The 12,496-nt window shown below is 62.2% G+C and carries 12 protein-coding genes and 1 pseudogene; 10 read left to right on the top strand and 3 right to left on the bottom strand.

Going from position 1 to position 12,496, the window contains the following annotated elements; all coding sequences use genetic code 11:
• Positions 1-25 precede the first annotated feature (25 nt).
• Complete coding sequence (locus ACQPXH_RS17560; protein ID WP_433603488.1) at positions 26-1,627, top strand: sulfatase-like hydrolase/transferase; 1,602 nt, start codon at positions 26-28, stop codon at positions 1,625-1,627.
• A gap of 348 nt (positions 1,628-1,975) precedes the next feature.
• Here the strand turns inward: ACQPXH_RS17560 and ACQPXH_RS17555 are convergent.
• Positions 1,976-2,203: pseudogene (locus ACQPXH_RS17555) on the bottom strand (LysR substrate-binding domain-containing protein); the annotation flags it as partial.
• A gap of 219 nt (positions 2,204-2,422) precedes the next feature.
• On the opposite strand from ACQPXH_RS17555, the gene ACQPXH_RS17550 reads away from it, so the two are divergent.
• From ACQPXH_RS17550 to ACQPXH_RS17525, 6 genes are all read left to right on the top strand, one after another.
• Positions 2,423-3,325, top strand: coding sequence for a helix-turn-helix transcriptional regulator (locus tag ACQPXH_RS17550; protein ID WP_433597605.1), 903 nt, complete (start codon positions 2,423-2,425; stop codon positions 3,323-3,325).
• Between the two features lie 440 nt (positions 3,326-3,765).
• Complete coding sequence (locus ACQPXH_RS17545; RefSeq protein ID WP_433597604.1) at positions 3,766-4,110, top strand: hypothetical protein; 345 nt, start codon at positions 3,766-3,768, stop codon at positions 4,108-4,110.
• Between the two features lie 534 nt (positions 4,111-4,644).
• Positions 4,645-5,523 carry a M48 family metalloprotease gene (locus ACQPXH_RS17540; protein ID WP_433597603.1) on the top strand — a complete coding sequence of 293 codons (879 nt, stop codon included), beginning with the start codon at positions 4,645-4,647 and terminating at the stop codon, positions 5,521-5,523.
• Positions 5,513-5,800 (top strand): hypothetical protein, encoded by a 288-nt coding sequence (locus tag ACQPXH_RS17535; RefSeq protein ID WP_433597602.1) that lies wholly within the window; start codon positions 5,513-5,515, stop codon positions 5,798-5,800. Before ACQPXH_RS17540 ends, ACQPXH_RS17535 begins: the two co-directional genes overlap by 11 nt.
• Positions 5,801-6,106: 306 nt before the next feature.
• Positions 6,107-7,630, top strand: a complete 1,524-nt coding sequence (locus tag ACQPXH_RS17530) for a tetratricopeptide repeat protein (protein WP_433597601.1) — start codon at positions 6,107-6,109, stop codon at positions 7,628-7,630.
• Positions 7,631-8,026: 396 nt separating this feature from the next.
• Positions 8,027-8,449, top strand: coding sequence for a hypothetical protein (locus tag ACQPXH_RS17525; RefSeq protein WP_433597600.1), 423 nt, complete (start codon positions 8,027-8,029; stop codon positions 8,447-8,449).
• A gap of 402 nt (positions 8,450-8,851) precedes the next feature.
• On the opposite strand, the gene ACQPXH_RS17520 is transcribed toward ACQPXH_RS17525, so the two are convergent.
• A complete protein-coding gene (locus ACQPXH_RS17520; protein WP_433597599.1) occupies positions 8,852-9,301 on the bottom strand; it encodes a putative glycolipid-binding domain-containing protein in 450 nt (149 codons plus the stop codon).
• Between the two features lie 543 nt (positions 9,302-9,844).
• On the opposite strand from ACQPXH_RS17520, the gene ACQPXH_RS17515 reads away from it, so the two are divergent.
• From ACQPXH_RS17515 to ACQPXH_RS17505, 3 genes are all read left to right on the top strand, one after another.
• The gene (locus ACQPXH_RS17515) at positions 9,845-10,129 is read left to right on the top strand and encodes a hypothetical protein (RefSeq protein WP_433597598.1); all 285 of its coding nucleotides are present in this window, start codon (positions 9,845-9,847) and stop codon (positions 10,127-10,129) included.
• 131 nt (positions 10,130-10,260) lie between these two features.
• The gene (locus tag ACQPXH_RS17510) at positions 10,261-10,677 is read left to right on the top strand and encodes a hypothetical protein (RefSeq protein WP_433597597.1); all 417 of its coding nucleotides are present in this window, start codon (positions 10,261-10,263) and stop codon (positions 10,675-10,677) included.
• Between the two features lie 70 nt (positions 10,678-10,747).
• Positions 10,748-11,182 carry a hypothetical protein gene (locus ACQPXH_RS17505; protein WP_433597596.1) on the top strand — a complete coding sequence of 145 codons (435 nt, stop codon included), beginning with the start codon at positions 10,748-10,750 and terminating at the stop codon, positions 11,180-11,182.
• 448 nt (positions 11,183-11,630) lie between these two features.
• Here the strand turns inward: ACQPXH_RS17505 and ACQPXH_RS17500 are convergent, their stop codons facing one another.
• Entirely contained in the window at positions 11,631-12,452 is an 822-nt protein-coding gene (locus tag ACQPXH_RS17500) for a MerR family transcriptional regulator (RefSeq protein ID WP_433597595.1), read from the bottom strand.
• Between the last annotated feature and the right edge of the window lie 44 nt (positions 12,453-12,496).

The raw sequence follows: 12,496 nt of genomic DNA, 5'->3' as shown, positions 1-12,496 counted from the left end.
TGGCGGAGCGGCGGCGACCGCTGCCATGGCGACTGCCGCCATGACCACCGGCAGCCCGAGCGCATCCGCCGGGCCGCGCATGGACATTCACCCCGACAAGCCGAATATTCTTGTCGTCATCGTCGACGAGATGCGGACCCCCATGTGGTTCCCGGACCAGCCCGTGCTCGACACCGTCCTTCCGAACATCGCCGGATTGCGGTCCGAGTCGGTCTCGTTCGAACAGCATTACACCGCCGCCAACGACTGCACGCCCTCCCGGGGCGCGATGGTGACCGGCCTGTACTCACATCAGACCGGCTGTCTGTCGACCTCGACCTCGCAGCTGTCGCCGAGCTTCCCGACCTGGGGCTCGATGCTGCGCGAACACGGCTACCGCACCTCATGGTGGGGCAAATGGCATTTGGGCCACCACGCCGACACGACGCCGGGCGGGTTGGAGCGTCACGGCTTCGACGGCGGCACCTACCCTTCGCCCAACGGCACGCCCGAGCAGGGCCTGCAGATGGACGGCCGGATCGTCGACCAGTTCGTCGACTGGTTCAATACCGATGCGGGCCAAGGCCCCTGGTGTACGACGGTGTCGCTGGTCAACCCGCATGATGTCCAGTGGTGGCCGCGCTGGACCCGGCGCACCTTGGCGTTCAACAACATTCCGCGCTGGATCGACACCCTGCCCGCCAATCACGAGACCCTCGAACAACTCTCGCGCAAGCCTCGTCTGCAGCTGGCCTTGGTGCAGGTATCGGCGGCGACCTTCGGCGTCGCGCCGTACGGCACGCCCGACGCCGACCAGGAGTGGATCGACCTGCTCAATCTCTACCTGTGGTTCCAGCAGCAGGTGGACATCCAGATCGGCCGGGTACTGACGGAACTGGCGACCCGTCCGGAGGTGGCGGCCAATACCGTGGTGGTGTTCACCTCCGATCACGGTGACTACGCCGGCTCACACGGCTTGCACGGCAAGGGAGGCGGGGCCTACGACGAGGCCATCCGGGTGCCGCTGTTCGTGTACGACCCGCGCGGTGACCTCACGCCGGCAGCCGGCACCCGCACCCAGCTGACCTCCAGCATCGACCTGGCTCCACTGCTCCTGACCATCGGCGCGGGCGGCAACGGCTGGCGCGCCGACGAGCGCTACGCCCATCTGGCAAGCAGACACGATATCGCCGCGGTCTGCCGCGACCCGAGCGCGCCGGGACGGCCCTGGGTCGTACACACCACCGACGAACACTCCATCGAGGAGGCCGCGGTGCTGTTCGACCGCGACGCACCCGGCCATGTGGTGGCCGTCCGGACCGCCGACGCGAAGTTCGTCCGCTACTCGCACTGGGTGCAGGGCTCCGCGGAGATCGATCCGTCGCGCGAGGAGGAGTACGAGCTCTACGACTACTCGACCCACGATGGTGGACTCGAACTGGACAACACCGCCGCGACAGGCGGGAGCCTGCGCGACGCGATGAGCCGGCTGCACGACCGAGCCGTCGGCGAAGAACTGCATCGACCGCTGCCCGACTACCTGCAGCAGGCACAGCAAGAAGGCTGGAACGACTACAACACCCAGATCGCCAAGCCGTTCGGCGAGCAGCTCAGCGACTTCCTCCGCGACGGCATCGGCGCGAAGTAGCCCGCGGCCACGGTGCTCCGCACCCGGCTCGCCTCGCGAGGCCGATCTTCCATAGCGGTTCGAGTCGGGATTCTGCTCGAAAGGCACGAAAGTGGGCGTCGACCATGCTTCGAGCGCGGCGACGAACGTCCGTTGTCTACACGCCGATCTCGAGGCAATTGTGACTCCCGTAGCCATTCAGAATCCGAGATCTACTGGCCCGACAAACCTTTCAGCACCAACTTGACCATGAAGTCACCGATGTCGTGGCCAAGCCGTTCACGTTGCTCAGCACCACAACGCTGGTGCCCAATGCCGGGAGGTGCTGAAGCATCACCTCCCAGCCGGGATCCTCGCCGGTATGACAGAACCTGCGGCGTGCGCGCCGATGAACCCGATGCCGAGGTCGAGCCGGTCCGCGACCAGGTCTGCCTCCATCAAGTTCCTGGGTCGTCTCCTGGACGGTGGGTGATACGGGGATGTGCGGAACGGAACCCGGTGCATGAGCGGTCCGATGAGATACGCGGTGAACGTCGGGGTGATGGCCACCCGCAACTGTCCGCGAATCAAGTCCTGCACATCGTGCATCGCGCGTTCTGGCCGCTTCCGCTGTCCTCCAGTCCCCTGTGGCTGCTACAGATCTCGCAACTCGCTATCCGCTGACCGTCCGGGCAAGTATGAGCAAGGTCATGTCGCTTGACCGTGTCCGGAGGCGACGTGGCGTTCCCGCCACGGGTGGGGATCGCTTGTAGCCCTTGCTGATGCTGGTACTGGTGGCACCTGGATACTGCTAGTGAAGTGCGGGACGATCATTAGATGACCGATGTTGTTGATGTGCAGGCGGTGCGCAAAGCTCGACGTTCTGAGCTGGGGGCATTCCTGAAGTCACGTCGTGCCAGGATCTCGCCGGAGGACGTGGGGCTTCCTCCGGGACCCCGTAGGCGAACGCCAGGTCTGCGCCGCGAGGAGGTCGCGCAATTGGCGGGGATAGGAGTGACGTGGTACACCTGGCTCGAGCAAGGGCGCAGCATCAATGTCAGTGTGCAGGTATTGAATTCGGTTGCGCGGACGCTGTCTCTGGATGCTGCGGAGAAGGCGCATTTGTATCGGTTGGCGGATGTGCCGACGGTACCGACCGCGCATGCGGGAACGGCTCTGCCGGAAGAGCTTCAGGTGATTTTGGATCATTTGGAGCCGTTGCCGGCGGTAGTGCTCAGTCCGCGATATGACGTGCTGGCGCACAACAAGTCCTATGAGGCGCTGTGCCCGGGTTTCGTAAAAGGGGAACGTAATGTGGCTCGTCGGGTGTTCCTGACCCCGCAGTGCTGCAATACCTATCATCATAATTGGGATGATTTGCGGCGCATGGTGGGTTATCTGCGTGGTTCGTATGCGAAGAACCTCGGCGATCCGGGTTGGCAGCGTTTCATCTCTGAGCTGTGTTCTGAGAGTGAGACTTTCGCGTCGTTGTGGGAGCGCAACGATGTGGCGGTTCCGGCGAGTCGCACCAAGCAGATCCGGAATTTGGCGGTGGGGGAGTTGGAGATGTTCTTGACGAGCATGAGTTTGCCTGCGCTTCCGCATGCGTGGATGCAGATCTACACCCCGGTCGATGAGGTGGCGTGGGTGAAGTTGCGTGAGTTGTTGGCCATGAGTGAGGAAGAGCGCCAACGGCCTTGGGCCGAGCATCGCGAGCAGTATCATGCTGCTGCGGGTTAGCCGCAGGCTCGTTGCTGAGCTGCGCGGATCGGATCGTGTTCGACGTGATGATCCGTAGCTCCGCGGAGGATCCTCACCGTTGACCTCGTCGGCACCGCACCGATGCCGGCCGGGAGCGTCTGCGCGCGGCCGCGCCCGGCTATCTCGCGGGCATCGAGCGATGCTTCGCCGACAAGCTCGACTGTTCGGTCTGATGGTCAGATGGGAATCTTGGGTGTCGGATGATGGCACGAATCGAACTCGGCGCGCTGACAATACTGATGTTTGTCCTCTACCTATTCGATCAGAATCACGTCAGCGGATCTTCCTGTCCAACCGGTGGGTGCGCCCAGGGGGAACTTCGAGGTGCGACGGGTAGGCCAGTCAGGGCCGGTCAGACAAGGATTTGTATCAGGCGCATTCAGCTACGAGACTGCCAGCTACAGATGAGGAGAACCGACATGGGACGAGTTGTCCCTCGTTCGTTGACTGCCGCGGTGTGTGTGGGATTGGGCGGTATCGGTGTGGCCGGCCTCGCGCCGACTGCCGCGGCCGCGCCCTCGATCTACGAACCGAGCATCACTGCGTGCAGTCACCTGTTCACGACCCCGCTCGAACCCGGCCGCCCGGGTACGAGCACATATTGGAGCCCGTTCGGCACCGCCGACATCGTCTGCTACGACGTCGGTTGGTTGCCGGTGAGTTACTACCAGCGCGACCCGGCCGGACAGTGGCACGCGATGAACCAACTGATCCCAGGCAACTACTTCATCAACATCGTCGGCTACGGCCATCTGCCCGCATAGCGGCGGACACGACGTGGACCGAGGACGACAGCAATCTGGGTTGAGATGCGCAATACACCAACGGGATTGAACGGGCTCGAAACAGTGCTGACGAGTCTGGTGGCCGAATCACGCCCGGCATGCCCCGCTGCGCCGAAACGGACGGAGTCGCGTACCGAGCAGCCGACACTAGTGATGGCTACGTTGCGGCAATTCTCTTCGGGGCCCGCGATCCAGATGCGGCCGACATCGTTGCGCGGCCGGACAATTGCGCGGACAGCGATTCGCGGAGCAGCTGGTGGAGCGACGGAATCGACATGAACCCGCCTGGTCCGATCAGGGAGACGGCCCCGAGTTCAGTTGACTGGCGACTACAGCCGGGACCGTCCCTACTGTTATGCGACCACGGTGTGAAAACCGATGGATTTCACAGCCGTTCCCGCTTTTGCAGTGGTTCGGGCCGGGCGGTTGGTAACTCGGATCAGGAGGGACATGCGGCCTTTTCGCGGTTTGCCGCAGCATAGTGGTGCGCCTGGACATCGTGTCCGGGATGACTTGTCATGGTTGTTCGGCGTGGTGCTCGCGTTGCCGACGGTGGCGTTGAGTGTGCTGATCGTTGTCGTCGTCGCGATGTGCACTGGACCGTGGCTCACGGCGATGGTAGCGGGGGTGTGGTTGTTGGTCGGTATCATCCTCGTCGACGTGGGGTGGTTCACTCCGAATCGTCAGTCGTGGGCCGCGATTTTCGGGTTCCGCAAGCCGGTCGACGCGGAGTCGGAAATCCTCGCTGCCGCGTGGGCGAATGTTACTTGCGCACCTGGTGTAGACGGGTGGCCGTATTCTTTGTGGGTTCAGCAATCGGCGTACATCAACGCGACTGCTGTGCCGACCCGCATTGTCGCTGTCACCAGTGGGGCAGTCGCGGCGCTGGCGTCACGTCAGTTGGAGGCGGTGCTCGCCCACGAGCTCGGCCATCACCTGCTGATCGACCAGCGTCTGCGACTGTTGGAGGCGTGGTGCTCGGTGCCCGCGCGGTTTGTGCAACGCCTCGCCGCTGCGGCGGGACGGCTGGTGAACGCCCTCGGTATTGGGGCGATCCTGGTCCGATTCGTGCTCGTCGTGATTGTCCTGGCGTTGCTGGCTGTTGCTCTGGCGCCGGTGGTCGGCTGGCCGGTCGCGCTGCTGCTGTCGGCGTTGTTCGCGATCGAACCGCTCGCCAGCGCGGCGCGCAGCCGCCGTGAGGAATTCGCTGCCGACCGGATAGCCGTCGACCTCGGATATGGGCGCGATCTTGCGGCTGCTCTTCGCCTATGGCTGCGAATTCTCCCGCCGCCCACCGGTGTTGTCGCTGTGCGTGCCCGTTGGTTCGGCAGCCATCCCCCGATAGCCGCGCGATTGAGGAGAAGTGAACGAGGATACGGCGGTGAACAATGACGATCCACAGTTCTGGTTTTCCATCACCGCACGATCCGATGATCACAAGACCACCCTGCCGGACAACGAGCAGCCTGTCCTCCACCGAGCGCTGGGCTCAGCTCAATTACGAGAGCATCCTCGATCCGGCGGCCACCGGAGCCCGAACGTGGGAGCATTTGCGAACAGCCGCGCAGGCGGCCACAGCGATCACGCCTGCTCCGCATTTATTGAATCGACGGCCTTCCTTGTCGTACTACCGATGTTCGTCGGCTACCTAGCGGACGACAATCAATAGAAGTCAACTGAGGATTTGGAGTCGCTGTCTCAGTATTTCGGATCGTGCGCTGATGGCCGGTCTGTAGAGAGCTGTGATGACGGGGCGATTGGTGAAAGTTGTTCAGTGGTGAGCGAGGTACTGCCGGGAGTGCCCATGCACTCAGTCGTAGCAGCGGCCGTGCACGCGGCTTGGTCGCAGAGTGCGCCCCGGCCGGTGGATTCCCGCTCACTGCTCGTCTGGTTGATGCGCGCGGACCCCTACGGGCCGTGGGAACGAATCTGGTTGTACTGCGGGGATATCGACGCCATCGAAGGGAAGACAGCGGTGGATCCCGCCGACGGCGCCTCGGTAACGTGGGAAAACGTCCCGCTGACCGATACCTGCGCGATGGGGCTGGATGTCGGCTGGCGCATCGCGTCCCGTTACGGTATGCGGCACCTTTCCGTGGGGTTGGTGGCGATCGGCTTAGTCGCCGATCCCGCATCCGGTGCCGCCCAGGCTCTTGGTGACGGGTTGGAGCGCGACGCGCTGCTCGAAAAGTTGCAATCGGACATCCTCGGTTCACCGCTGAGCCAGCTCGAGACCGTGCTGCCGAGGCTGGTGGCCGAATCACGTTCGGTCTATGTTGCGCGTACCTCGGAATCGATGGCCGAGTCGCGTGCTCGGCAACCAACAACGTCGGTCGCAGGTCCGCGATCCGGGACGGCGGTCGCCGACGTGCGGCCCGAGAGTCGGCAGGACGGCACCGAATCCGAAAGCCGACTCCGTGAATCGGCCGAAGCGGGTGATAGCGATGCGATGAATCACCTGGGGTGGCTGCTGTCGAGCAGGGGCGATCTTGTCGAGGCCGAGCAGTGGTACCGCAGATCCGCTGCAGCCGGCCACACCCTCGCAATGACCAATCTGGGCTGGCTGCTCGAAGGACGCGGCATCGTCGATGAGGCTGGGCAGTGGTATCGCAAAGCTGCCGACGAGGGCGAGCCACATGCGATGAACCTGCTGGGTGGCCTGCTGAAGAAACGTGACGACATCGTCGAGGCGGAGCAGTGGTATCGCAGATCAGCCGGAGCCGATCATGCCTTCGGCATGAACAACTTGGCGGATCTACTCGCGGGCCGAGGGGACTTCACCGAGGCCGAAAGCTGGTATCACCGAGCCGCCGTGGTAGGCAGCGCGTACGCAATGAACAGGTTGGCGCGGCTGCTCCACGACCGTGTCGCCAGACAAGGCATGCTGCAGCGATGGCGCCACCGGACGCCGAACGAAGCGGATCTCGCCGAATCCGAAGGCTGGTTCCGTAAAGCTGCCGCAGCAGGCAACGTTGATGCGATGGCCGGTCTCGGGGCATTGCTCGAGGAAGGTAGGAATCTTCCTGAGGCTGAGTGGTGGTACCGCAAAGCAATTGACGCCGGCGATACCAGTAGTATGAACAATCTGGGTGTGCTGCTCCTTGAACGCAACGAATTCGCCGAAGCGGAGCACTGGCTTCGCAACGCCATAGCGGGCGGCAGCACCGCCGCGAAGGTGAACTTGCGGCGGCTACTGAGCAGGGTCGAGGAGTTGACCGAACTCGGACTGATACCCCGACCGGCACGTTACCCGAGTCCGACACGGCGGCACTCACCGAGACAGCCGGTCAGTTCGCCGACACCGCGAAACGTGCTGCAACAAGTCACCTCCACCCCGCCGGACGACTACAAGATTCTCCTGGGCATGGTGATGGGAAATCACACAACGGCCGAGGGGCTGATCGCCTACGAGCAACGGAAAACGCCAACCGCAGATCGAGAGACGTTGATCCGCAAAGCCATTGAGAGATTACGCGAGGACCGACGTCGGCAGGGCTGAATCCGTATTCGCGTCCGGCCGCTTCGAGTATCGGCTCAGATCGAATGTCTGGCGACACCGAGGCCGAAATACGCTGCGGCTCACGACATCCTCTGTGGAAGCCCCCGAGAAATCGGTTGCCCGTTGCGGTCTTGCGTACCACAGTGATTCGGGAGAGTAAGGAAGCGGCATGGGTTGGACTACAGCTGGGAGATATACATCCACCGTGACCGGGCCTGGCGGTTGCTTGCCGCCGTGGGCGAGAACGTGGGCCTGCACAACGGTGATGGGTGGACAGCGGTCGAGATCGATGACCGCCGGGTGGTATTGCCCCACGTCGGCTGGGGATGGCATAAACAGCAAGGTGTGACTCAACGGGTCCGGCGCGCAGTCGATTGGCGGGACCGGGATGCGACGGTGCGATTAGACTTGGTGCTGCGGTTCCTCCCCGACGATGCCCTTCGTCGCTACTTCGATGCGTTGGAGGACCCGTCGCTGGACGCGACCGGGCGTTACGAGCTCGGCTACATCTACCTCTCGATTCACGACGGCCCGTGGAGCGTGCTGCCGGACCATCTATTGTTCAGTTTCACCGCAGCCTCCACCATGATGAGTGGTCTTTTCGCGGGCTCGGAGTCGATCCGGGACTGGTTCGTTTGGATGACTGTGCGCACCGGCGCAAGCGTGTGCACGCTGCAGATGGAGGACCTCGATGTCGTGTACTACGCCCATGGGCGACGCATGGAGGAGTTCGTCCACGGTGATGACGGGGAACCCTCGAAGACATGCTTCCGAAGTTCGAATGTTCTTGATACGCGGCCGATATCGCCACTGTCGTGATATCGGGTGGAGCGCATTTCGCCGTCCGCGCCGAGCCGCCGGTGGGGCTTGCCTAATGCCCACCAAACCCGCACCGACTGTCGAACACTCGCATAGCTACACCAGCGATCGGGTCGGTTGCATCCGGGGTATGGGTCGACGACCTGAGCAATACGCATCGGGTGTCGTTCGATAAACGAGGCAAGGCGCGTGACGCTAACCGTTGGGATGTCGGGGAACGCGTCCGTGTGGTTCTCTGCATATCTTGGTTTGGGTCGAAGTTGTTGGGGCGTTGGCGATTTTGGTTTGACGATCGAATCGGTCGAGTCGATCTCGTCTTATGTGTGACGACGGAGGCGACTGCCGCGAGCATTCGCACATCGTCGTCGGGAATTCCGGCACTATTTCAGCGGCTGAACCCTCTCAGGGATGCAGACGTCGCAAGTAGTCGTGGTAAAGCAGGACGAAGCTGTCGTCGTCGAAGTCGATATCGGCCTCGTAGTCACCCGAGGAGAAGTGCACCGTGCGGTCGCCCACCGGTTCGTATCGCTGCGTGGCGAGCGTGGCGGTGAGCTCGGGAACAGAGACGAACCGCATGATGTAGTCGCGTGGTTCGGCGGTGTCCAGCAGCCGGTCTCCCACCACGGGCAACGTGTTGAAGAACGCGGAATGCTGAAGGTCGAAATAGTCCGCTCCGTCCGGACGGTGACGTACCGGCCCGTCACCGATGTCGACGATCAACTCGGAACCGTCCAGCTCCCAACGCAATTCGTAAACGAGCCCGAGCTGAGTACCGCGTGCCCGATCCAGGGAGTCCACTCGGACGATTTCGATTCGAGGCTCATCGATGCCCTCCCACATCAAGGTTCGCACACGGGAAGGCTATCGCTACAACTCCTCGCGCGAGACCCGTCGTGATGTCATTCCGGGTGCCGCGGCCTCGGCATGTCGCTGCGCCGACTTCCGACAGGAAGGCTGCTCAGCCTCCTTCCCCCGGAGGCCAGCACGCTCCGCGCTATTGGGGAAGTGCGTATTCCCATTTCCGGCTCAGCAGCAGAACGCGACCTGCGACATCGAAACCGATTCACCTTGGGGCACCAGGTTTTCCTGCTGACCCACAACACGCCGACCTCAAAGACCGGTTACACGGCGAACGCACCGGCAGGCAGCGCGCCACCGGTCGATGGTGAGACCGGACCAACCGGAAAGTCCGTCTCGTCCACCAATCGGTGGAGCCCCGGCCTGCGACACCACGACACAGAGGGGAAATCTTGTGGTGTCGGCATGAATCGACTCAGCGCGCCGACAATACTGATGTTTGTCCTCTACCTATTCGAGAAGGATCACATTGTCGCCCGATATCGGCGGCGTCCCTGCACAACCGGCGGGTGCGCCAGCGGGGGCAACAGGAGTGACGTGTCCGAGAACTGGCTTGGGTCGGTCGGCGGTGTCGACCTTGATGCCGTCGGCGCTCATCTCATCGGAGTGGAGGATCTCGTGTATCGTGTCGTGGCGAAAATCATTGCCGCCGGAGCGATCTCTGTGGCGCTCGGTCTGCAGCCGGCGATCGCGGTGGCAGCCCCGGACGGGACACCGCCGCAACCTGAACTCACTGCTCGAACACAGACGACAGCTCCTTTCGACCCCGTCTGTCCCCTCTGCTTCCTGCGAGAACTGATCGAGAGCGGCTCGAGCCATTAGTAGTTCGCTTATATAATAAGAACTCAGGTGGCTGGCCCGCTGTCAGTGCCAGAACGGATTTCGCCCATTCGACTAGGCGTCCGGCATAGCCGCCGTCAGCGAATCCAGCCGGCCGGAAAGGTGGACAGCGCATGGAAAAGCAGCCGCAATTCGGGGAAGTGCCCGACAAATCCGATGGCATCCACACGGTGTCTGCGACTGCGCCGTCGGCACGGCGTTGGCATGCCTGGGAGGTAAAGCTGGTCCACCCGCTCGGATTCGACGAATTCGTGCCGTTCATCGAGATGGCTCGGTCCGTGATTCAATTGATGGTCGATGAAATCGGAGTCGGATACTTCAGTGCAATGCCACTCGGGGATTTCAGCACAAAGCGGTATGCCGAAGAGTTTCTGGAGGGTTTCAAACTCGAGGCTCCTCGAACGGCTTGGCCGGTGCATGATCTTTGTGAATTACCGATGTGCGTCATCTACCTAGTCGACGATCATCGATCGAGTCAACTGAGTATCGGGGGATTGCTGTGCAGTCACTCCGATCGCGAACTGTTGTAACAGGTCTGTCGGCAGGAAAGCGACAGAATGTCGATAAGATCGGTGCAACCCGGTGAAATGTGCACAACACATGTATGAGCGGTCAGAAGCCTTTCCGACGTTGCCTGGAACCGTCCGTGCGGCGCGGTGGATCATCAATATCTTCGCCATTATCGGTGTGGTGGGAACCGTCGGCCTCGCTGCCTTCCGTGATTCCTATGTTGCGGGGGCCAACAGCACGGGCTATCTCTTCTTCTGGATCCTGGCTATCGTCGCTTTATTCTTCCGCCGCGGCGGCAACGGGGTTCGTGTCGCGGCAATCGTGCTGGCGATCCTGCAGTCGTTGATCGCACTCGGCTCGGTTCAGGCCAACTCCAGTATTGCTATGCACGAGCATCCCGGCATGAATATCGTGCGCTATTCGCCGGGGCCTATCGGTTTGATTGCCGCATTTGTCATTGTGGTACTACTGTGCCAGGGTTCGGCGGGTCGTTGGTTCAAAAGGCCGCGGTTGGCCAATCGATAAACCGAAGCACCGATGGATGGAGTCGGTGGTGCCGAAGTACCGGTCACGGCACTGCTATACGAGGATTTCGAATTCGGGCCCGCATTGGTATGTCGAAAAGATCGGAATACTGGAATGTGTACCGACCTCGAAAGGAACAGTTCGACCGCGTAATGATCGTATACAACTCCATGCCGTACTACTATCGTGCAGCGGGATATGACGGCAGTGGGATACCCGAGGCGAGGTGGACAAATTCTTAGAAGGGTGAGTTAGGTTTCAGATTCGGCACGGATAATTGATCTGGGTGAACGGACCTCGATGGCGGGCGGGGTGATCGCCGTAGAATAACTACGTATTGTCGTGTGGCTCGAGGCATTTCGGTGTTGTATGGCGGTGATATCCGCAAAGGTGCGCTGACACCTGGCGTCCACTCTTGTCTCGAATTCGACAATTTCTCGGTGCGGCGTCAGGTCAACGGTGACATGAACGACCACAGGCGCTGCTCGAGGTCGCGGGCGCTGTAGTCGCGGTAGCCATAGGGCTGATCGGTGGGCGGGTAGAGGATGTCGGCGCCGTGCTGGGCGGCATGCCGGTAGTGGGCATCGACGTCGTCGACGACGATCGACATGCCCTCGGTACACGCGCCCAGAGCCTCGGGGGTTTGCAGGCCGTACTGCTCGGACACCTGGTGCAGCCAGATCACGCCATCGCCGGCGGTGACCTCGGCGTGGCGGACGATGCCATCGGGCGAGCGTGTGACGCGGCCTGGTTCGAAACCGAAGGCGGTGGTGAGGAATTCGTGGGCCGCGGCGATGTCGCGGTAGACCAGAGTCGGGATGCGGTGCCGTATTTTGGTGTCGAGCATGGCCATGTCCTCCAAGGTGTCGAGAAGTTGGTGAATGTCGGGTTTTTGTTGTCGAGTGAGGTTGTCGACCATGGTGGCCAGCCGGTTGCGCAGTCGGTGCTCGATACTCAGCCGTTGATCGAGCCGGGCGAGGTGCTGGTTCACGCTGGGGAGCAGATCCCGGTCCGGATCGCCGAGCGCGGCGGCGACCTCGTCCAACTGCAGCCCGAGCTGCCTCAGCAGCCCGATGCGATACAGCCGCTCCACATCCTGATCCGAGTACAACCGGTGTCCGGCGCTGCTGCGTCGCGATGGCGACAACAGCCCGATCTCGTCGTAGTAGTGCAGCGTGCGCACGGTAAGCCCGGCCGTGGTCGCTAGTTCGCCGACCTTGACGACGGTATCGGCGTCGGCCTGGGTCTTGCCCGCACTGGACTTGGTCACAGCTGCGACAGTAGGACCTCACGTCGCGTGAGGTGCAAGCCCTG

The sequence above is a fragment of the Nocardia sp. CA-135953 genome (assembly GCF_050955735.1).
In the GTDB taxonomy this organism is placed as follows: domain Bacteria; phylum Actinomycetota; class Actinomycetes; order Mycobacteriales; family Mycobacteriaceae; genus Nocardia.
This window is presented reverse-complemented; position numbering and strand designations above follow the sequence as displayed.

Excerpts from the sequence above, each read along its gene's own strand:
- ACQPXH_RS17560 (WP_433603488.1), top strand. The coding sequence starts at position 26 with ATGGCGACTGCCGCCATGACCACCGGCAGCCCGAGCGCATCCGCCGGG.
- ACQPXH_RS17550 (WP_433597605.1), top strand. The coding sequence starts at position 2,423 with ATGACCGATGTTGTTGATGTGCAGGCGGTGCGCAAAGCTCGACGTTCT.
- ACQPXH_RS17545 (WP_433597604.1), top strand. The coding sequence starts at position 3,766 with ATGGGACGAGTTGTCCCTCGTTCGTTGACTGCCGCGGTGTGTGTGGGA.
- ACQPXH_RS17510 (WP_433597597.1), top strand. The coding sequence starts at position 10,261 with ATGGAAAAGCAGCCGCAATTCGGGGAAGTGCCCGACAAATCCGATGGC.
- ACQPXH_RS17505 (WP_433597596.1), top strand. The coding sequence starts at position 10,748 with ATGTATGAGCGGTCAGAAGCCTTTCCGACGTTGCCTGGAACCGTCCGT.